Below are 19971 nucleotides of genomic sequence, written 5' to 3' on the forward strand. Positions count from 1 at the left end.
TCATGATTGATGTACATTGTCATTTGTTGCCTGAAGTAGATGATGGACCACGTACAATGGAAGCATCCCTTCAACTCGCGAAACGTGCGGTGGAAGAAGGGGTAACATCGATTGTCGTGACACCACACGCGTATCATCCGTACTTTGAGACGCAGCATCATGACATCACGCAAGAAGTCGCGCATCTACAAAAACGACTCGATGATGAACAGATCCCCTTGACCTTGTATGTTGGACAAGAGATTCGAATTTTTGGAGAAATGGTCGAAGCGTTGGAGTCCGGAGAGGCACATTCGCTCGCTGGGTCACGATATGTCCTCGTGGAACTGCCGAGTCAAAGTCTACCAGCTTATACGGAGTCCTTATTCTTTCAACTACAGGCGGCTGGATACGTTCCGGTCATCGCGCATCCGGAGCGGAATCGTGAGTTTGCACTCCATCCAGAAAAATTGCATCATCTCGTATCGTCGGGTGCGTTGTCCCAAGTGACGACAAGCAGTTTGACAGGGCAGTTCGGAAGACAGATTCGAGAACTCGCACTCACGTTCATCAGTCACGGGCTGAGTCACATCGTCGCCTCCGATGCCCATAACGTGGAACATCGTGATTTTAATTGGTTAGCGGCGAGACAGGAAGTCATCAACGAATTAGGGGAAGAGATGTGGCAACAGCACCTCCACTTTACGGAGGAGATGTTAGCGGATGAACCGATTTCGGTGAATCCTCCACGTTTACCTGAGAAAAACTGGCGAGGACGTTGGAAGTGGTGAAGTAGAAGTTAAATATATTGATTATGAACAAAAGTGTAGGTGTTTTTACGATTTATGCATGGAATCAACCGATGCATAAATCGTTTTTTATATTGAACTTGATTTAGCATGTAAAAAATAAAAAAATCAAAAATAGATGGTCGTAAAAATGAAAGCGCAACTAATTACGGATTTAACAAGTGCTATACAAAAAGAAAAAGATAGGAATAGGTGGAATGGTCATGGGGAACACAACGCCACGTAACTCTAAATGGATGAGGACATACAATCGTGCACTGATTATTAGATTGATTCGGCTTCATCAGCCGGTATCACGGGTTGAACTTGCTAAGAAGACGAGTTTGACGAAACCGACGATTTCGAACATTGTTAACGAATTGAAGGAAGAGGGATTAATCAATGAGCGCGAGCTTGGGGTCTCAAGCGGCGGACGTCGCCCAATCATGCTCGAACTTGCTGCGAGCGACCGTTTTGTCATCGGAATCGATGCGACACAGCGAAAACTGCATGGCGTCGTCACAAACATCCATGGAGAGTTACTTGACGAAGCATGGCACGACGAACGGTTTGACACGAACGAGGAGTTCATCGACGCGATTGTCGCTCTCTACACCATATTGAACAAACGAGCTATAGGGAATGTCATTGGACTTGGTGTTTCTGTGCACGGAATGGTCGAGGCGGGTGAAGGGGTTGTCTTATTTGCCCCACGTTTTCACTTGCATGATATCCCTCTCAAGCGCGAACTGGAGAAACGCCTCGGGCAGCACGTATTCGTTGAGAACGATGTGCGGACACTCGCCCTTGGTGAATTGTACTTCGGGGAAGCGATTGGTATCGAGGAATTCTTCTACGTGTATGCCGGTTATGGAATTGGGGGAGCCTATGTCCACGCGGGCGAATTGATTGACGGCGAGCATCATATTGCTGGGGAGATTGGACACATGCGCATCATGCTCGACGGACCAATCTGTTCGTGCGGTAATCGTGGTTGCCTAGAGGCAGTCGCCGGGGAACGTGCCATATTGAATGAGGCTCGTCAGCTCTCGCATGAACTGACACTTGATGATCTTCGTGACGCTGTCCATTTGAATCAAGATGTCCGAAAATTATACGAACGGGCCGGCGAATATATCGGTATTGCCACGCTCAATATGATCCACCTTTTGAACCCGGGACGTATTCTTCTCGGAGGTCCACTATTCAACTATGCGCCAGACGTCGTCACGAACATTCAGGAGCGTGTCGCCCAAACGGCGCTCACCCTTGACGCCCGACAGACCGATATCCGTGTCGTCTCGTGGAACGCCAGCCAAGGGGCACTCGGAGCCGCAGCGCTTATCACGAACGAGATGTTCGGTGAAATCCAATGAAACCATGAATCGCCTTTCTATTAGGGAAAGGCGATTTTTAATTTCTTTATAAGAAAGCGTTTACAATATAAATCAGGGCATGCTATAGTCTATGTGTAGTTAGATAATAAATTTAATTTACTAAGTAAGGGGTGACACTCTCAACGACACGTTTGGAGGGGTAGCGATGCAAAAAGAGACACCATTGAAAGATCAGTTTCACACAATCTTCGGTCGCTACGGGGCGACTAGGATGTTCGCACGAAAGGACTTTGCCTTCGATGAAATGGAAGCGCTAACGGGGGATGAGACGAGCATCATCATTACGCGCTCTAGACGCGATGGTATCTTCCGTCTTTATGATGACGAGACGCGTGATATCCGATTGTTCCGAGCATCGACGCTCTCGCATGACGTGTCGTTCGACGACATGGACGGCCTGTTTGAACTTTTGCTATGGCGCTTGAAAGAACAGGACGCACTGCCGTTCGGGGCGGACCTCTACGTCGTCGGCCCATACATAGACGGACCGAAGCTCGATTTGGAACTGATAGCGTACACATTAACATGGCTCGGGGATCGCCCGATGTCAGACCATCTTATTCGGGAGTTATGCCATCGGATTGTGGCGTGACAACACATTCAAAGGAGAATGAACATAAAAAAAACGACGATTGCACTCGCATCATCTGTCTTAATGCTCTCATCTTTACTCGCTGCCTGCGGCGATGACGAACAAGCGGCGGCGACAACGGAAGACGGCAAACCTGTCATCACATGGTGGGGTTGGGCGCCACAACCTGAAGTCGGGGAAGAAATGGCGAAGGCGTTCAACGAATCGCAAGATGATTATGTGGTCAAGTTTAAACGCCTCGAAGACTACGAGCAACAGCTTCAAGTCGCGATGCTTGGTGGAGATGGTCCGGACGTCATTGGTCTCAAAGAACCGATGATTCCGCAATACAAGGATCGCCTTGTACCAGCGAAAGACTATATGGATAAAGCGGCCGGAGAAGGATGGAAAGATAAATTAATCGAACTTGGTGTCGAACAGACAACAGTAGACGGTGAACAGTATGCGGTACCAGTCGGATTCACAGGACAGGCATACCTCATGTACAACAAAACACTCCTCGACAAATATGGCGTGACACCTCCGAAAACTTATGATGAGACGGTTGCGGCGATTGACAAAATCAACGCATCTGGCGACAAGGTCATCCCGATGCAACTAGGCGCGAAGGACGCGTGGGTTGGCGTTGACGTTTTCAACGTCTTGAGCCACCAGGTCGCACCAGGTTACATCCAAGAAGTACTAGCGGGTGACGCGAAGTGGACGGATAAAGAGATGGTCGAGACGGCTGAACTTTGGCAACAACTGTACGAGGACAAAGTGTTCCAAGAAGGCGCTTTGGGTCTTGCGACATACATGGACGGCATGAACAACTTCTTCGACAAGAAAGCAGCGATGTGGGTCATTGGTTCATGGGAAGCCCACTCGATGACGACGGTCGAGAAGCGTGACAAGTGGAACAACTTCGAAGACGAGATTGGTTTCGTCCCAATGCCAAACCTTGCAGGTGGCACAGAACAACCGGTCATCGCATCAATCGACATGGCACTCGGTGTCAACAAAGAATCGAAACAACAAGAAGGTGCGGCTGCCTTCATCGCCTACATGACGCAAGGTGAAGGACAGGCGCTATACATGGAGAAGTTTGAGATGGCACCAGCCATTAAAGACATCGAAGTAGCATACGAAGACAAGTTCACCAATGATGTTGAACGTGAGTCGTACAAAATCTTGAACGAAACGGTGAAGAACGCTGTCGCAGGACGCGGAATCCGTGACCCGAAAGTCTACGACGCACTCGGAAAAGAACTTCAAAACATCGCTGCCGGACAAGATGCGAAAGAAGCACTCGCACGCATCCAGGCGATTGCGGACCAAGGTAAATAATCAAACGAGCGCCAGTAGCCAGACTCACTGGCGCTCGATTTTTTGAATCTGAAAGTGAGGGAACCTTATGCAACAAGCAACCGATTTGACCAAGTCCAAGCCGAAGCTCACATCGGTACCACCGAGCGCACCGAATCCGATTCGTAAGAAAGAGCGGATGAAGCAGCACTTGATCGGCTGGGCGTTCGTCGCTCCGACCGTCCTGTTCGTCATCGCTTTCATATATTACGGAATCTTCTACAACGCCTATCACTCACTCTTTTCATGGGACGGAATCTCGTTTGAGAAAGTGTATATCGGTTTTGAAAACTTCGGCCGGATGTTCAAAGACCCAGAATTTTATAATGCGCTCAAAAACACGGGAATCTTCACTGTATTGACGGTCACGATTCAGGCGGGTCTCGGGCTCGTATTGGCCTATTTGCTTCACACGAAAGGCATGGGGCGCACGTTCTTCAAATCGGTGTTCTTCTTCCCGGTCGTCTTGAGCCCGGTCGTCCTCGGGGCGGCGTTCACGCAAATTTTTGACTTCCAGTTCGGATATATCAACGAATTCCTTCGCATGATTGGTCTTGGTGCGTTTGAACAGAACTGGCTCGGCGACCAAGACGTTGCGCTCTACGCTATCATTCTGATTAACATCTTCCAATGGACAGGCTCGTCCATGATCATGTATTACATGGCGATGCTCGCAATCGAGCGGGAAGTGTTCGAGGCGGCTAATATCGACGGGGCAGGATTTTGGCGTACGCTTTGGAGTGTCGTCTTCCCGAACTTGAAAGGGACGACGTTCACACTGACGATCCTCGGGGTCATCGGTGGTTTAAAGACGTTCGACATCGTCTGGATCTCGACACAAGGAGGGCCAGGTAACTCGACCGAGGTCATCTCGACATACCTGTTCCGTAAATCGATGTTGCATCAAGAGGTCGGCTATGCCAGCGCTGTCGCCGTCATCTTGCTTGCGATTGCACTCGGCATCACGTACTTCCAGATGCGTGTACAGAAGAAAATGGACTAAGGGGGAGAACAGATGGAACTGCAAACAAAGAAAGGAAGATGGTTCACCAATATCGGTCTGTCACTCATGGCAATCCTCTGGTTGTTCCCGATCTTCGTCATGTTCAAGGAAAGCTTACGTGTCAATGGCTTCAACAACTACATCGCGACGCTACAAAATCCGAACTTCCCACAATTCGTCTTTAACAGCTTCATCGTCGCCTTCTTCATGATCTTGATTTCCATCTCATTTCTTGCATTTGCGGCGTTCGGTTTCTCGAAGCTCCAGTTCGCCGGGAAGCGCCTTTTATTTAATCTCGTTCTGGCGGGATTGATGTTACCGGTCGCCTCGCTCATCGTGCCACTCTTCTTCACGTTGCGCACACTTGACGGGCTCAATAGCTATTGGGGATTGATTGGTGCCGAAATCGCCTTCTTCCTTCCGTTCGGACTCATGCTCATCAAGAGTTACTTCGACGAGCTGCCAAACGAATTGATGGAAGCAGCGCATATCGACGGGGCGTCGACGTTTCAAATCTTCTATAAAGTCATGATGCCACTCGCCAAGCCGGCACTCGCAACAGCGACGATTTACGCGTTTCTCAACTCATGGAACGAATACTTGATGGTACTTACGTTCATGACAGACCCGGCCAAACAGACAGTAACGATGGCACCGACCTTCTTCACGGAAGCGCTCGGCGGAGACCCTGGTAAATTATACGCCTCGCTCGTCTTGATCAGCTTGCCGACGATGGTGTTTTATATCTTTTTCCAACGCTTCTTACAAAAAGGCATGACTTCAGGAGCGGTCAAATAATCGATTGAGGTGAACAGCATGTATTTAGGAGTAGATTATTATCCAGAACAGACTGATCGTGCACTTTGGGACGAGGATGTCCGCTTGATGAAAGAACTCGGTGTCAACGTCATCCGGATGGCGGAATTTGCCTGGACGATGATGGAACCGTCCGACGGTGAGTTTGACTTCTCATTTTGGGATGAGGTCGTCGAAACCTTCGGCGAACACTTTGACATCGTGCTCGGCACGCCTACGGCGACACCGCCCGCGTGGCTTATTGAAAAGTATCCGGACATCCTTCCGGTGACGAAAGACGGGGTGCGTATCAGCTTCGGAGCTCGTCGTCACTATACCGTCAACAGCCCTGTCTACCGCGAATACTCTGAACGAATCACCCGCAAGATGGCGGAGCGGTATGGTCGTCATCCACGTGTCATCGGTTGGCAGACGGACAACGAGTATGGACATGAACAGTCGGACCGTTCGTACGGTGACGTCGACCAAGAGGCGTTCCGGGAATGGCTGAAAGAACGCTACGAGACGCTCGACGCGCTCAACGCGGCTTGGGGGACCGTCTTCTGGAGCCATACATATACGGCATGGACACAGATTCCGGTCCCTCGCACCGTGTTCCAAGAACACAATCCGTCGCTTCTCGTCGATTTTGACCGCTTCTGCTCGGACGCATATCGCTCGTTTAACAAGCTCCAGGTCGACACGCTCCGCCCGCTCATCCACGAGGATGCGTTCATCACGCATAACCTGGTATATAGCGACATGGCGATCAACCAGCAGCAGATGGCACAAGATCTCGACTATGTCTCTTTCGACAACTATCCGGTATGGGGCGGGTTGCCAGAACCAAACCGTTTCGAGAAGACGGCGCACGATCATGATTTGTGCCGTTCTTCGAAACAAGGCAAAGGATTCTGGGTGATGGAACAGTTGAGCGGGGCCCAAGGATGGAGCCGCATCGGCTACTTACCACGACCTGGTCATATCCGTCTCTGGACACATCAGGCTGTCGCGCGTGGCGCCGAGGCGATTGTCTACTTCCGATTCCGTGCCGCGGATTTTGGGACGGAAGAGTTCTGTCACGGCATCATTGACCATGACGGGAAACCGAAACGGAAATTCGAAGAAGTGAAGCACGTCATGTCGGAGCTTCATGCGCATGGCGACATGATCAACGCGGCTGCGTACAAATCGGACGTCGCCGTCTATTTCGACCAAGAGAACCTATGGGCGTGGACACACCAACCGCATTCGGATGCGTTCAACTTCAAACAGGAGTTCGTTCGCTTCTACGGTGCGGCCGTCCGCCAAGGCGTCAACACGGACATCGTCTTCCCAGGAGACGCGCTCGACTCGTATAAGCTCGTCATCGTCCCGCTCTATTTCCTCGGAAATGATGTGTTTGACGAGACGCTCATCGACTATATCGAAAAGGGTGGGCATGTCATCTTCACCTACCGTACAGGCGTGAAAGACCCGATTAACCGTTGCCACAACTTGACGCTACCAGGTAAGTTTGCCGAATACGCGGGTATCGAGATTGATGAGTACGAGAGTTTGCAGACCGTCCAATCGAACGAAGTCCGACTCGGTGACCAAGTTTCTGAGGCGAACATTTGGTGTGACTTGATTACACCGAAAGGCGCCGACGTATTGGCAACATATGAAAAGGCCTTCTATAAAGGGACTGCGGCAATCACACGGCACACGTATAAAGGAGACGTGACATACATCGGTTCATCGGTCGATGACGAGATGCTCGATGCAGTTTATCATCAGGCGCTCACACGCGCTGGGATCGACGCGACCCGACTTCCAGACGATGTCGAGAAGGTCGACCGTCAAGGAGACGGGCAGGTGATCCGCTTCTACCTGAACCATTCGACCGAGGTTAAATCAACGGTTGACCTCGATGGCACGTGGCAGACGCTTGACGGGAGAACGGTAACAGGCAAGCTCGAACTTAAACCGCTCGATGTTGTCCTATTGAAACAGGAGGTGAAGGCATGATTGTTCGTCACGACAATCGGTTCGCCCTCATCGGAACGAATCTCACGTACGTGTTTGATGTCGATTCACGAGGTCGTCTCATCCATCAGTATCTCGGCGGACGCCTGCATGAATTAGACATCATAGAACTACCAGACGCGCGCGTTCTGCACTCGTCGTTCGAGACACCAGAAGGGGTGGCCGCTTACGAGTTCACCTCGTTCGGCGACCTTGTCTATACGGAACCGACGTTGAAGAGTCATACGACGACAGAACGATTGCACGCTTTCTCACTCGGTGATGCACGTATCGCTGGAGAGACACTCGAGCTCGATTTGATCGATTCAATTCAATCACTTCAAGTGACGCTCCAGTTCACGCTTCATCCGGTTTACGACATCATCTCACGCAAGATGACCATCACGGCAGGAGAAACGGTCACGCTCGAGAGCGCGCAGTCTTTCAGCCTCGGACTCATTGAGCGCGAGATGCGACTCAGTCATTTCAGCGGGGCGTGGACGAGCGAGTTCCAGCTCCAGCAAGGGACGCTCCTCCCAGGCAAGAAAACAATCGAGAGTCGTCGCGGATTGACGAGCCATCAAAGTAATCCGTGGTTCGCGCTCGACAGTGACGCGACGGAGACAGACGGGGAGGTCGTCTTTGGATTCCTCGGTTACTCCGGCAACTGGGCGATTCATTTTGAAAAAGACGAGTTTGGCTTTACACAGGTGACGGGCGGGATCAATCCGTTCGACTTCGCGAAGACGCTTCAAGTGGGTGAGTCGTTCACGACGCCACCGGCCTATATCGGCTATACGCAACGCGGGTTCGGTGGTATGAGTCAGAACGCCCATGACTTTGAGCGCGACGTCATCATGCCGGAAGCGACACGTGACGTGTTACGCCCGGTCCTTTACAACTCCTGGGAGGCGACCTATTTCGATGTCAGCGAGGATGGACAAAAACGTCTCGTCGATGAGGCGGCCGCGATTGGCTGTGAGTTATTCGTCGTCGATGATGGTTGGTTCGGTGAGCGTCACTCGGACGCGGCCGGACTCGGGGATTGGCACGTCAACACGACGAAGTTCCCGAACGGGCTCGACCCGCTCGTCCGCTACGTCGAGGAGAAAGGCCTCCAGTTCGGGCTATGGGTCGAACCGGAGATGGTCAATCCGGATTCAGATTTGTATCGGGCTCATCCGGAATGGATTTACTATACGGACGGACGCCCGTCGACGACGTCGCGGAACCAGTTCGTCTTGAACCTTGCACTGCCTGAAGTGGAGGCGCACGTGACGGCGTGGCTCGATGAATTGCTCGGACGACACGCGATTCGTTACATCAAGTGGGACATGAACCGCGCCTTCTCAGAACCGGACAGTCCACGCATGGAAGATGCGAAGGAACTATGGCTCCGTCATGCGGAAGCCGTGTATCGCATCCTCGACACGTTGCGGGAGAAACATCCGAATGTCGCGTTCGAGTCCTGCGCAGGTGGTGGTGGACGAATCGATCTCGGTGTGCTCTCACGCGTCGAGCAGGTCTGGACGAGCGACAACACGGACGCGTTCGACCGCCTCGCGATTCAAGAAGGTTTCTCATACGCCTACAACGCCAAGATGATGAGCTGCTGGGTGACGGACTCACCGAACTGGTTGAACAATCGTTCGTTGCCGCTCGCGTATCGGTTCGTCAGTGCGATGCAAGGCACGCTCGGTATCGGTGGCAACCTACTAGAATGGACACCAGATGAGCTTTCAGAAGCGAAAGAATGGATTGCGACGTACAAGACGATCCGTCCGATTGTGCAGCACGGGACGAGCCATCGCCTCGCTTCACTCAAACGGGACGGCTTCCATGCCGTCGGCTATACGAACGGCGAAGACTATATCGTCCTCGTCAACGCCGACCGTCGTCAGTAAAAAAAAAATCGTTTGCGTGTGAAGCTACGCGGGCTCGATCCTGAACGGACGTACGAACTAGAAGGACGCCACGTGAGCGGACGCTATTTGATGGAACAAGGCATAAACCTCACACAACAAACAGACTATGACGCGTATTGCCTGGTCATCCACCCGGCATGAGCGATGGAAGGGATGAAGCCGCATGCTTTCATTTAACATGGAACAGCTGAAACAACAATTCGAGGAGGTGTTTGCCACCTCAGCAGACCGGTCGTTCTTCGCACCGGGACGCATCAATTTGATTGGCGAGCATACCGACTATAACGGAGGACACGTCTTCCCATGTGCAATCACGTTCGGAACATACGGACTCGTGAAAAAGCGCGAAGACGACCTGATTCGTGTCTATTCGCTCAATTTTGAAGAGGTTGGTATCGTCACGTTCCCGGTGACGGACGAGACGTACGAGGCGAGCCACGACTGGGCGAACTACGTGAAAGGGGTCGTCACGCTTCTCAGGAAAGACGGACACGACCTCAACGGGTTCGACTTCTTCCTTGCGGGCAACATCCCAAATGGGGCGGGTCTCTCGTCATCAGCCTCCCTCGAACTCGTAACGGCATACATGTTAAATGAAGTGTACGGTCTCGGTCTCGAACGGCTTGACCTCGTCCGACTCGGACAACGGGTCGAGAATACGTTCATTGGTGTCAATAGCGGTATCATGGACCAGTTCGCTATTGGAATGGGCAAAGCGGGGCAGGCGATGCTCCTCGATTGCGAGACGCTCCATCATGACTATGCACCGATTGTCCTCGACGGGTACGACATCGTCATCATGAACACAAACAAACGTCGGGAACTCGCCGACTCGAAATATAACGAACGTCGGCGCGAATGCGACACTGCACTCGGCTTGATTCAACCGAAATGTGAAGTCAATTCTCTCGGACAATTGTCGATGGAAACGTTTGAACAAGTCGCGCTCGACTTGCCAGAGACACTTCGTAAACGGGCGCGTCATGCTGTTTCTGAGAACGAGCGGACAATACTCGCCTACACTGCTCTACAGGAAGGACGACTCGAGACGTTCGGTCAGTTGATGAATGCGTCGCATGCATCGCTCCGGGATGATTACGAAGTGACCGGCATCGAGCTAGACACGCTCGTTTCAGCCGCGCAAGGGTGTGACGGCGTCATCGGTGCTCGCATGACGGGGGCCGGATTCGGTGGTTGTGCCATCGCCATCGTCCGTCAAGACAAGACGGGATCGATGATTCAGGAAACTTCGGATCGATATGTGTCGACAATCGGTCACGCACCGACGTGTTACGTCGCCTCGGTCGGGGACGGGGTACGAGAACTCGTAGAGGAGGAAGTGAAATGAGTATACTCGTTGTTGGCGGTGCCGGCTATATCGGTTCGCACGCCGTTCGTACATTGTTGAAAGAAGGGGAAAACGTCGTCATTCTCGATAATCTTCAGACAGGACATGTTGAATCGATTCCACAGGATGTCCGTTTTTATAAGGGCGACCTGCGTGATCGAACGTTCTTGAAAGATGTTTTCATAAAGGAATCAATCACAGACGTCCTTCATTTCGCAGCGAACTCCCTCGTTGGCGAATCAATGACGGACCCGCTCGCCTACTATGACAACAACGTCTTCGGGACGCAAATCCTCCTCGAGACAATGCGCGATGCGTCAGTGAAACGGATTGTCTTCTCCTCGACGGCCGCGACTTATGGTGACCAGACCATGATGCCGATTGACGAGACGGCGCTTACGAATCCGACGAACACATACGGGGCGACAAAGCTCGCGATGGAGTCGATGATTCGTTGGTGTGACCAGGCACATGGTATCCGCTCGGTCGCACTCCGTTACTTTAACGTCGCTGGCGCGATTGCGACCGGTGAAATCGGCGAAGACCATGACCCGGAGACGCATCTCGTCCCAATCGTTCTGCAAGTGGCGAACGGACAGCGTGACGCGATTACCGTGTTTGGTGATGACTATGCGACGGAAGATGGGACATGTATCCGTGATTATATCCACGTCCAAGACCTCGTCGATGCGCATATGTTAGCGCTCCGTTATTTACGAGAAGACGGTGCGAGCGACGTTTTCAACCTCGGGACAGCGAACGGGCTATCAGTGCTCGAAATTATCGAGGCGGCACGTCGCGTGACGGGACATGACATTCCGGTCTTACTTGGTGAACGCCGCGCCGGGGACCCGGCTAAATTGATTGCCTCGTCTGACAAGGCAAGACGTATCCTCGGATGGACACCGACCCGTTCCGACGTCGAGACGATTTTGACGGACGCTTGGAACTGGCATGTGACACATCCATTCGGCTATCAGGTGAAAGAGGTGAGACGATGATCGATGTGATGATTGAGGCACTCGTCGACGCGGCGATTCGTGAAGAGCTGATTGACGAGCAGGACCGTATCTATTCACGGAACCGCGTGCTCGCAAAACTGAATAAGCTCGACTTTGAAATCCCACGTTTTGTGTCAGAGCTGTCAATCCCCGAGTTGCTCGAACAAGTGGTCGAGTATGCAGTGGGGGCGGACATTATCGAGCCGATCCTTGAAGAGAAGGACCGCTTCATGGCGGAAATCATGGATATCTTCGTATCCAAGCCATCGGAAGTGACACGTCATTTCAATGAGCTCCTCGAGACAGATGTGACAGCGGCGACTGACTATTTCTATCGGATGAGTCAGGCGTCAAATTATATCCAGACACGTCGTATCGCGAACAATATCACGTATCAGGCACCGACTCGCTATGGCACGCTCGATATCACCATCAACTTGTCGAAACCGGAGAAGGACCCGCGTGAGATTGCACTCGCTCGAATGCAACCGACCTCGACATCGAACTATCCAAAAGGATTACTCGCGATTGAGAACGAAGGATACAGCGGTCACTTGAAACACCCAGCGCGTGCGAATCATCGCATCATCCCGCTCACGCTCGGTGGACAGCCATGGTCGTTCCAGTATTCACCGTACCTCTATTACAATGAGCACTCAATTTTACTGTCGAACGAGGTGCGTGACATGGTCATCGACCGAGGAGCTTTCGAGCGTCTGCTCGACTTCATCACGCAGTTCCCACACTACTTCGCCGGGTCGAATGCAGACTTGCCGATTGTTGGAGGCTCGATTTTGACGCATGACCATTACCAGGCCGGCCGCTACCGGTTCGCGATGGACGATGCGCGAGTCGTCTCGACATATCGTTCTGAACGCTATGATCAAGTCGATATCGAGACGCTGTACTGGCCGCTCTCGGTCGTCCGTCTCCGCTCCAATCAAAAAGAGCAGCTTGTCATGTTGGCGAACCAGTTGCTCGGATATTGGCGCGATTATGAGGACACCGTTAGTGAAGTCATTCCGTATACAGAAGGTGTCCCACACAATACGGTGACGCCAATTGCAAGACGCCGAAACGGACGTTACGAGCTCGATCTCGTCTTGCGAAACAACCGAACGAGCAAGGCGCATCCGGACGGTATTTTCCACCCGCACGCTGATGTGCATCATATCAAGCGTGAGAATATCGGCTTGATTGAAGTAATGGGGCTCGCCGTCTTGCCAGCGCGCCTGAAGACAGAACTTGAGCAAGTTGTTCACTATGTGGCCGGCGAGGACGTCGATATCAAAGTGATGCATCAAGAGTGGGCCGATGAGTTACGGAAGAAGTCGGGCGACCCGAAAACGATTGTCGATCAAGCGGTCGTCGATAAATTTGTGAAAGGTCTTGAGGATGCTGGTGTCTTTAAACAGACGAACGCTGGGCAGGAACGATTTGATACGTTCATCCGGTCACTCCTTAGCCATGTCGATAAAGTGGAGTACGGAACACCAAGGTCGGGAATGAGAGAGAAAACGAACTAAAGGTGGTAGTACGAGTGAAACAAGCGACGATTCAAAACACCAACGGCATGAGACTATCCGCCATCGATTATGGTTGTGCGATGACGGAACTGACGGCCCCGGACCGGGAAGGAAACCTAGACTCGGTCATCTTGAAATACGGGGACGTCTCACAATACTTAGAAAATCCGGTCTATCTCGGGTCAATCGTAGGGCGGATTGCCGGACGGATTCGTGACGCAGAGATTGAGGGTGTCGCCTTGACCCCAAGCGAGGCGCCCCATCATATTCACGGAGGCGAGAAAGGCATCACGTCCCGTTATTGGGAGATGGATGCGGACGAACAGTGTATCCAGTTCACATATCTCAGCCCGGACGGAGAAGAAGGGTATCCCGGCAACGTCTTCTTCAAAGTGTTGTACGAACTGACGGATCACAATGAACTGATTGTCACGATGACGGCGGAAACAGACCAACTGACGTGGGTCAACCTGAACCATCACAACTATTTCAATCTTGGCGGACGCCCGACCATCCACGACCATGAGCTGACGCTACCAGCCGATTCGGTCGGGGTGCTCGACGCGGATTCGCTGCCGACAGGAGAGTTGCGTGATGTGAGCGGGACACCGTTTGACTTCCGAGACGGAAAAGCTTTCCGAGAGGCGCTCGTGTCAGGAGACGAGGCGATTGAACGGGCGAGCGGTCTTGATCATCCTTTTATCTTAAAGGATGGACCGATTCGATTGCACGACCCGATGAGCGGACGGACGATGACGGTCGAGACGAATCAACCGGTCATGGTCGTCTACACAGGGAATTTCTTGAGTGAAGAGACACCGGTGACGCTCGACGGTCGACAGAAACATAGCGCAATTTGTCTCGAAGCCCAGGCGTTCCCAGATGCCCCGAACCATCCAGACATCGCAACCTCAATCGAACTGAAACCGGGTGAGTTGTATCACTCGCGGACGGTGTATCGGTTTGGGGTGGAATGAATTCATCACTACCATTCAAAAAGGAGGCAACCGATTTAAGTCGGTTGCCTCCTTTTCAATCAAGATTTAGTAGTTTGAACAGGAGTACTGACGTCCGCTCCGTTCGTCGCAATCACTTGCTTATACCAATCGAAGCTCTTTTTCTTCGAATTTTTGAGCGTCCCGTTGCCTTCATTGTCTTTATCGATATAGATGAAGCCGTAGCGTTTCTTCATCTCACCGGTCGACGCACTCACCAAGTCAATCGGACCCCAGCTTGTGTAGCCGATGATGTCGACACCGTCCTTGATGGCCTCGTGCATCTGTTCGATATGTTTCGCCATATAGTCGATGCGATAATCGTCTTCGACATATCCGGTCGCATCCGGTGTATCGACGGCACCGAGTCCGTTCTCGACGACGAATAGCGGCTTTTGATAGCGGTCATACAGTTGGTTCGCCGTGATCCGGAAACCGGTCGGGTCAATCGTCCAGCCCCATTCCGATTTCTCGAGGAACGGATTCTCAAGTGAACTGAAAATGTTTCCTTCGGTCGACTGGTTTATCTCTGGATCCGTACTCGTCGTCCGACTTGCATAATAGCTGAAGCCGATGTAGTCGACCGTATGCTCTTTCAACAGTTCGAGGTCTCCTTCTTCTATCTGAAGCGTAATACCTTGCTCCTCGAGATATCGTTTGGCATATCCCGGGTACTCTCCACGTGATTGGACGTCGATGAAGAAGAACGATTCACGGTCTTTGTCCATTGCATCTAACACATCATTCGGGTTACACGAATAGGCATACGTTTGACCAGCAGCAAGCATACAACCCACCTGTAGATCAGGATTGATTTCGTGAGCTGCTTTGACGGCTTTCGCACTCGCGACGAGTTGATGATGGGCCGCCTGATATTTCACTTGTTGCTTGTCTTCTCCGTCCTCGAACACGATGCCCGCTCCAATGAATGGGAGGTGGAGTAGCATATTGATCTCGTTGAACGTCATCCAATACTTCACTTTACCGTTGTAGCGGGTGAAGAGGGTCGTCGCATATGTCTCGAAGAAGTCGACGACTCGTCGATTGCGCCAGCTTCCATATTTTTTGATCAAGTTTACAGGTACATCGAAGTGGGCGATTGTCACGACCGGTTCAATCCCATGTTTTAATAGTTCATCGAAGACATCATCATAAAACTGCAAACCTTCCTCGTTCGGCTCCACGTCATCTCCGTTCGGGAAGATTCTTGACCATGCGATCGAGAGGCGAAGCGCCTTGAATCCCATCTCAGCGAATAAAGCGATGTCTTCTTTGTAGCGATGGTAAAAATCAATCGCTTCATGCGAAGGATAAAACTCTCCGGGCATAGGTTCTAATGATGGCAATTCTCCAAACATGACATCGAAGCGTTTTTTACCCGTCGGCAACAAGTCGACGGTAGTTAAACCTTTTCCCCCTTCTGCATAAGCGCCTTCTGCTTGGTTGGCGGCAATGGCGCCACCCCATAAAAATCCTTTTGGAAAACTCATCGTATCCATCCTTTCTATATTAGTGGGAGGAAAAATCCTCCCACTTGATTCATTAGATGATGAAAATCGGATCGCCCGTCTGGACATGTGAGGCGTAGTTTGGTGAGAGTGCTTTTCGGTTCGTGACAATCACAGGTGTCGTCAACGCACGACCTGATTGCTTGATCGCGTCGATATCGAATTCGATCAGCAGTTGTCCTTTTTCGACAAATTCACCTTGTGTGACGTGTGCTTTGAAATGCTTCCCTTCTAGTTGAACGGTATCCATACCGATATGGATCAGGATTTCAGCCCCTGATTCCGTTGTGATCCCGATGGCATGATGTGTCGGGAAGAGGGCAGACACGGTACCGGAAACCGGGGCGATCAGTTTCCCTTCCGTCGGTTCGATGGCAACACCTTGACCGAGTGAACCAGATGAGAAGGCGACATCCGAGATATCTTTCAAACGGACGACAGTTCCTTGAAGCGGGCTAACGACTTGTTCCTGACCGACAGTTGTCGCAGATACTTCTTTAGCGACCGGTGTAACTTCAGGTTGTGGTGTCGAAGCTGCTGCTTGATTGACACCGCCAAAGAGGTAAGTCAAGACGAACCCGACGATGAAAGCAACGGCCGTTCCGATGAGTGAACCATAAAAACCAGTTGTGATGCCTTCAGGCGAGATGGTGGACGGATAGCCGAAGACACCGAGCCCCCCGATGATATAAGTTTGTGTACCCATGACACCCATGATTCCACCACCGACAGCACCACCGATACAGCTCATGATGAACGGTTTTTTGAGGGGAAGTTTCACCCCATAAATAGCGGGCTCGGTCACACCGAAGATGCCTGAAATGAAGGACGGAATCGTGAGCGTTTTAATCTTTTGATTTTTAATTTTGAAGAAGACTGCGAGCACGGCACCGATTTGTGCGAACGATGCTGCAAACACAAGTGCGAGAATCGGGTCAGCCCCGAGTGACGTCAAGTTGTTGATGGCGACCGGGACAAGCCCCCAATGAAGACCGAAGATGACGAACACTTGCCAAAATCCACCGAGGAATAGGCCGGCGACGAGTGGGCTCAAGTTATATACAGCGACCGTGGCGCTACCAAGAAGCATCCCTGCCCAAGTCGCGATTGGTCCAATCAAGATGAATGTGAGTGGTACGACAATCAACAAAGTGAGTAGTGGAACGATGAACATTTTGATGACGTCTGGAATGACAGTCTTCAAGAACTTCTCAAGTTTTGCTGCAAAGAATGCCGCGATAATAATTGGAATGACAGAAGTCGAGTACGTCATCAAGATGACAGGAACACCGAGGAACGTGATATGAATCGGTGACTCGAACATGGTTCCAGCAAAGACCGTATAGAGAGGATCTCCAGCCGTCAGCGTCGATAAGGTCGGATAGACGAGTGACGCCCCGATGGCCATACCGATAAACGGACTTCCTCCGAATTTCTTAATGGCCGTATAGCCGAGGAAAATCGGGAAGAAGTAGAACAGCGAATCCCCGATGGCATTCAACAATTGATACGTACCTGACGTATTGTCGAGCCAACCGAGTGCGACGAACAGGGCGTTGAATCCTTTGATCATCCCGGTCGCTGCTAAGACGCCGAGCACAGGAGTAAAGATGCTAGAGATGATATCGATAAAACGGCTGAACAACGATCCCTTTGGAGCGTTCTCTTCTTCAATTGGAGACTGTTGTTGGAATCCGCCGACCTCGACGACGGCTTTATACACTTCTGGTACATGATTCCCGATGACTACTTGGTATTGACCACCGCTCTTCATGACCGTGACGACCCCATCCATGTTTTTGATGGTTTCGGTATCTGCTTTTTGTTCATCCTTTAATTTGAAACGCAAACGGGTGATACAGTGGACGACGCTATTGACGTTCTCTTTCCCGCCAACATGTTGAATAATATCGCGTGCGAGCTGTTCATATTTCATGTCCGTTCCCTTCCTTTTCCCATAATTTTGGTTTGCGTCAAATAAAAAACCTGACTCGTGTCAAACGAAGAACGTGAAATCACGTCATTCATCCGACTCGAGTCAGGTTATGCCCACTAAAGGTAACATTCCTGCGCAGGATACCGTTCAGTTGTTATTTGATAATTGAAATGTAGCATGTAGCAATTCAAAATGTCAACGCTTACATTTTACTTTTTTTGTTTTCTTTTCCTCCCTACAACGTAAAAGAAGAAAGCGGAACGGCATCATGACATGATGTTGCGAAAAAATGATAAATCCTTCTTTTCAATTATCAAGATGAAGGGGGTAAGAAGGTACTACAGTTAACCTGCGCCTGATTTCGGTCATTTAATCTGTCTGTAGGGAGGAAACCAACATGAAGGAACAAACGACGATCGTGGGCGATCTCGTGGAAGTTCTCAAGAAAAGTAAGAAATGGATGTTCGTGAGTATGGTTCTCGTCGGACTCTTAGCTTACTATTTGAGCACTTCATTTATCCAGCCGAAATATGAGGCGTCCACACAAGTGCTACTCGTTACACAACAAGAAGACAACCGCGTAGACAGTTCGGAAGTGTTATCCTCGCTCTCACTCGTCAATACGTATCGCGTCATCATGAAGAGCCCGGCTGTTCTTGAGAAAGTCAAAGAACAGGTGCCGAGCGCACCAGACCCGCTCTCGGATGCACTCACCGTAGAAAGTGAAGAGGAATCGCAAGTCATCAATGTGTTCGTCACCGCGAACGACCCGGTCGTGGCAGCGGAAACGGCCAATGTGATCAGTGAAGTGTTCGTTTCTGAAATTCCGGATCTGATGAACATCGACAACGTTCGAATTTTATCTCCAGCCGAAATTCCGGAAGCGCCTGTCTCACCGAACGTACTGCTCAACACGGTAATCGGTCTTTTCGCCGGATTCTTGTTAGGTGGATTCATCGGTCTATTACGCCACGTCTTTGATAAACGCATCCGGAATGAGCAAGAAGCGGAACGGTTGCTGGATTTGCCAGTCATCGGATCGATTCCGACAATCGAACGCCGGGATAAGAAAAAAAAAAATGTGAAAGAAGCGACACCCCAAGTGAAAGGAGACGTTTCGCATGTTCGGTCGAAAAAAGAACGCCAATCGTCTTGATTATAAAAAACGGGATCTCGTCACGTTGGCGAATCCGAAGTCACCGATTTCTGAACAATATCGGACAATTCGGACCAATCTGGAGTTCACGTCCGTCGGCCATAAGTTACAGATGATCACGATCACTTCCGCTTCGTCCGGGGAAGGGAAGTCGACCACGGCGGCAAACCTAGGGGTCGTCTATGCGCAACTCGGAAAAAATGTCGTCATCATCGATTGTGATATGCGCAAACCGACGGCACACCAAACGTTTCAGATGTCAGCACATGCGGGATTGTCTACCGTATTGGCCGGTCGCGTCACGCTCGAACATGCGCTCCAAAAAACGGATATTCCGCGTCTGACCTTGCTGGCGGCCGGTCCGATTCCACCGAATCCGACCGAACTGATCGCCTCGTCACGCATGACGGACCTCCTGAGTGATTTGCGTGAACAGTTTGATATCGTGATTGTCGACACACCTCCGATGATGCACGTCGCCGATGCTCGACTGTTGGCCAACGTATCCGATGGGACGATTCTCGTGATCGGTTGCGAGAACTCAGATCGTCAGCTCGTCCTGAAGGCGAAAGAACAACTTGAACGGACCGGGTCACAACTTCTCGGCCTCGTCCTCAACAAACGTTCTTCTCGTGATAACAACACCTACTACGCATACGAGTGAGGTCTCG

General features: G+C 51.2%; 17 protein-coding genes. 15 read left to right on the forward strand and 2 right to left on the reverse strand.

Annotation, left to right across the window (positions count from 1 at the left end; translation table 11 throughout):
• The first annotated feature begins 2 nt into the window (after positions 1-2).
• The 13 genes from BBB58_RS04950 (at position 3) to BBB58_RS05005 (ending at position 14682) form a co-directional block, all read left to right on the forward strand.
• On the forward strand, positions 3-770 hold the full coding sequence (locus tag BBB58_RS04950; RefSeq protein WP_074035873.1) for a tyrosine-protein phosphatase: 768 nt from the start codon (positions 3-5) through the stop codon (positions 768-770).
• A gap of 221 nt (positions 771-991) precedes the next feature.
• Positions 992-2143 carry an ROK family transcriptional regulator gene (locus BBB58_RS04955; RefSeq protein WP_074035875.1) on the forward strand — a complete coding sequence of 384 codons (1152 nt, stop codon included), beginning with the start codon at positions 992-994 and terminating at the stop codon, positions 2141-2143.
• Between the two features lie 166 nt (positions 2144-2309).
• Positions 2310-2756, forward strand: a complete 447-nt coding sequence (locus BBB58_RS04960) for a hypothetical protein (protein WP_074035877.1) — start codon at positions 2310-2312, stop codon at positions 2754-2756.
• A gap of 18 nt (positions 2757-2774) precedes the next feature.
• On the forward strand, positions 2775-4082 hold the full coding sequence (locus BBB58_RS04965) for an ABC transporter substrate-binding protein (protein WP_074035879.1): 1308 nt from the start codon (positions 2775-2777) through the stop codon (positions 4080-4082).
• A 67-nt stretch (positions 4083-4149) separates the two neighbouring features.
• Positions 4150-5103, forward strand: coding sequence for a carbohydrate ABC transporter permease (locus BBB58_RS04970; protein WP_074035880.1), 954 nt, complete (start codon positions 4150-4152; stop codon positions 5101-5103).
• 12 nt (positions 5104-5115) lie between these two features.
• Entirely contained in the window at positions 5116-5901 is a 786-nt protein-coding gene (locus BBB58_RS04975) for a carbohydrate ABC transporter permease (RefSeq protein WP_074035881.1), read from the forward strand.
• Positions 5902-5919: 18 nt separating this feature from the next.
• Positions 5920-7908, forward strand: coding sequence for a beta-galactosidase (locus BBB58_RS04980; protein ID WP_074035882.1), 1989 nt, complete (start codon positions 5920-5922; stop codon positions 7906-7908).
• A complete protein-coding gene (locus BBB58_RS04985; protein WP_244150675.1) occupies positions 7905-9809 on the forward strand; it encodes an alpha-galactosidase in 1905 nt (634 codons plus the stop codon). Before BBB58_RS04980 ends, BBB58_RS04985 begins: the two co-directional genes overlap by 4 nt.
• Before the next feature lie 18 nt (positions 9810-9827).
• A complete protein-coding gene (locus tag BBB58_RS15335; RefSeq protein WP_244150776.1) occupies positions 9828-9971 on the forward strand; it encodes a GH36 C-terminal domain-containing protein in 144 nt (47 codons plus the stop codon).
• Between the two features lie 22 nt (positions 9972-9993).
• A complete protein-coding gene (locus BBB58_RS04990; protein WP_208606702.1) occupies positions 9994-11178 on the forward strand; it encodes a galactokinase in 1185 nt (394 codons plus the stop codon).
• Entirely contained in the window at positions 11175-12179 is a 1005-nt protein-coding gene (gene galE / locus BBB58_RS04995) for a UDP-glucose 4-epimerase GalE (protein WP_074035883.1), read from the forward strand. The genes BBB58_RS04990 and galE overlap by 4 nt, the downstream gene beginning before the upstream one ends.
• On the forward strand, positions 12176-13705 hold the full coding sequence (locus BBB58_RS05000) for a UDP-glucose--hexose-1-phosphate uridylyltransferase (protein WP_074035885.1): 1530 nt from the start codon (positions 12176-12178) through the stop codon (positions 13703-13705). The genes galE and BBB58_RS05000 overlap by 4 nt, the downstream gene beginning before the upstream one ends.
• Positions 13706-13719: 14 nt before the next feature.
• On the forward strand, positions 13720-14682 hold the full coding sequence (locus tag BBB58_RS05005) for an aldose epimerase family protein (RefSeq protein ID WP_074035887.1): 963 nt from the start codon (positions 13720-13722) through the stop codon (positions 14680-14682).
• A 59-nt stretch (positions 14683-14741) separates the two neighbouring features.
• Here the strand turns inward: BBB58_RS05005 and BBB58_RS05010 are convergent, their stop codons facing one another.
• Both BBB58_RS05010 and BBB58_RS05015 read right to left on the reverse strand, forming a co-directional pair.
• Positions 14742-16199 (reverse strand): 6-phospho-beta-glucosidase, encoded by a 1458-nt coding sequence (locus tag BBB58_RS05010; RefSeq protein ID WP_074035889.1) that lies wholly within the window; start codon positions 16197-16199, stop codon positions 14742-14744.
• A 43-nt stretch (positions 16200-16242) separates the two neighbouring features.
• Positions 16243-18144, reverse strand: coding sequence for a beta-glucoside-specific PTS transporter subunit IIABC (locus BBB58_RS05015; RefSeq protein WP_074035891.1), 1902 nt, complete (start codon positions 18142-18144; stop codon positions 16243-16245).
• Positions 18145-18541: 397 nt separating this feature from the next.
• Here BBB58_RS05015 and BBB58_RS05020 point away from each other — a divergent pair, with 397 nt between their 5' ends.
• Together BBB58_RS05020 and BBB58_RS05025 are read left to right on the forward strand one after the other, a co-directional pair.
• Entirely contained in the window at positions 18542-19300 is a 759-nt protein-coding gene (locus BBB58_RS05020; protein WP_074035893.1) for a YveK family protein, read from the forward strand.
• Complete coding sequence (locus BBB58_RS05025) at positions 19266-19964, forward strand: CpsD/CapB family tyrosine-protein kinase (RefSeq protein WP_074035895.1); 699 nt, start codon at positions 19266-19268, stop codon at positions 19962-19964. The genes BBB58_RS05020 and BBB58_RS05025 overlap by 35 nt, the downstream gene beginning before the upstream one ends.
• Positions 19965-19971: the final 7 nt, after the last annotated feature.

This window comes from Exiguobacterium profundum (assembly GCF_001909285.1).
GTDB classification, from domain to species: Bacteria; Bacillota; Bacilli; order Exiguobacteriales; family Exiguobacteriaceae; genus Exiguobacterium; species Exiguobacterium profundum.

Excerpts from the sequence above, each read along its gene's own strand:
- BBB58_RS04950 (WP_074035873.1), top strand. The coding sequence starts at position 3 with ATGATTGATGTACATTGTCATTTGTTGCCTGAAGTAGATGATGGACCA.
- BBB58_RS04955 (WP_074035875.1), top strand. The coding sequence starts at position 992 with ATGGGGAACACAACGCCACGTAACTCTAAATGGATGAGGACATACAAT.
- BBB58_RS04960 (WP_074035877.1), top strand. The coding sequence starts at position 2,310 with ATGCAAAAAGAGACACCATTGAAAGATCAGTTTCACACAATCTTCGGT.
- BBB58_RS04965 (WP_074035879.1), top strand. The coding sequence starts at position 2,775 with ATGAACATAAAAAAAACGACGATTGCACTCGCATCATCTGTCTTAATG.
- BBB58_RS04970 (WP_074035880.1), top strand. The coding sequence starts at position 4,150 with ATGCAACAAGCAACCGATTTGACCAAGTCCAAGCCGAAGCTCACATCG.
- BBB58_RS04975 (WP_074035881.1), top strand. The coding sequence starts at position 5,116 with ATGGAACTGCAAACAAAGAAAGGAAGATGGTTCACCAATATCGGTCTG.
- BBB58_RS04980 (WP_074035882.1), top strand. The coding sequence starts at position 5,920 with ATGTATTTAGGAGTAGATTATTATCCAGAACAGACTGATCGTGCACTT.
- BBB58_RS04985 (WP_244150675.1), top strand. The coding sequence starts at position 7,905 with ATGATTGTTCGTCACGACAATCGGTTCGCCCTCATCGGAACGAATCTC.
- BBB58_RS04990 (WP_208606702.1), top strand. The coding sequence starts at position 9,994 with ATGCTTTCATTTAACATGGAACAGCTGAAACAACAATTCGAGGAGGTG.
- galE (WP_074035883.1), top strand. The coding sequence starts at position 11,175 with ATGAGTATACTCGTTGTTGGCGGTGCCGGCTATATCGGTTCGCACGCC.
- BBB58_RS05000 (WP_074035885.1), top strand. The coding sequence starts at position 12,176 with ATGATCGATGTGATGATTGAGGCACTCGTCGACGCGGCGATTCGTGAA.
- BBB58_RS05010 (WP_074035889.1), bottom strand. The coding sequence starts at position 16,199 with ATGGATACGATGAGTTTTCCAAAAGGATTTTTATGGGGTGGCGCCATT.
- BBB58_RS05015 (WP_074035891.1), bottom strand. The coding sequence starts at position 18,144 with ATGAAATATGAACAGCTCGCACGCGATATTATTCAACATGTTGGCGGG.
- BBB58_RS05020 (WP_074035893.1), top strand. The coding sequence starts at position 18,542 with ATGAAGGAACAAACGACGATCGTGGGCGATCTCGTGGAAGTTCTCAAG.
- BBB58_RS05025 (WP_074035895.1), top strand. The coding sequence starts at position 19,266 with ATGTTCGGTCGAAAAAAGAACGCCAATCGTCTTGATTATAAAAAACGG.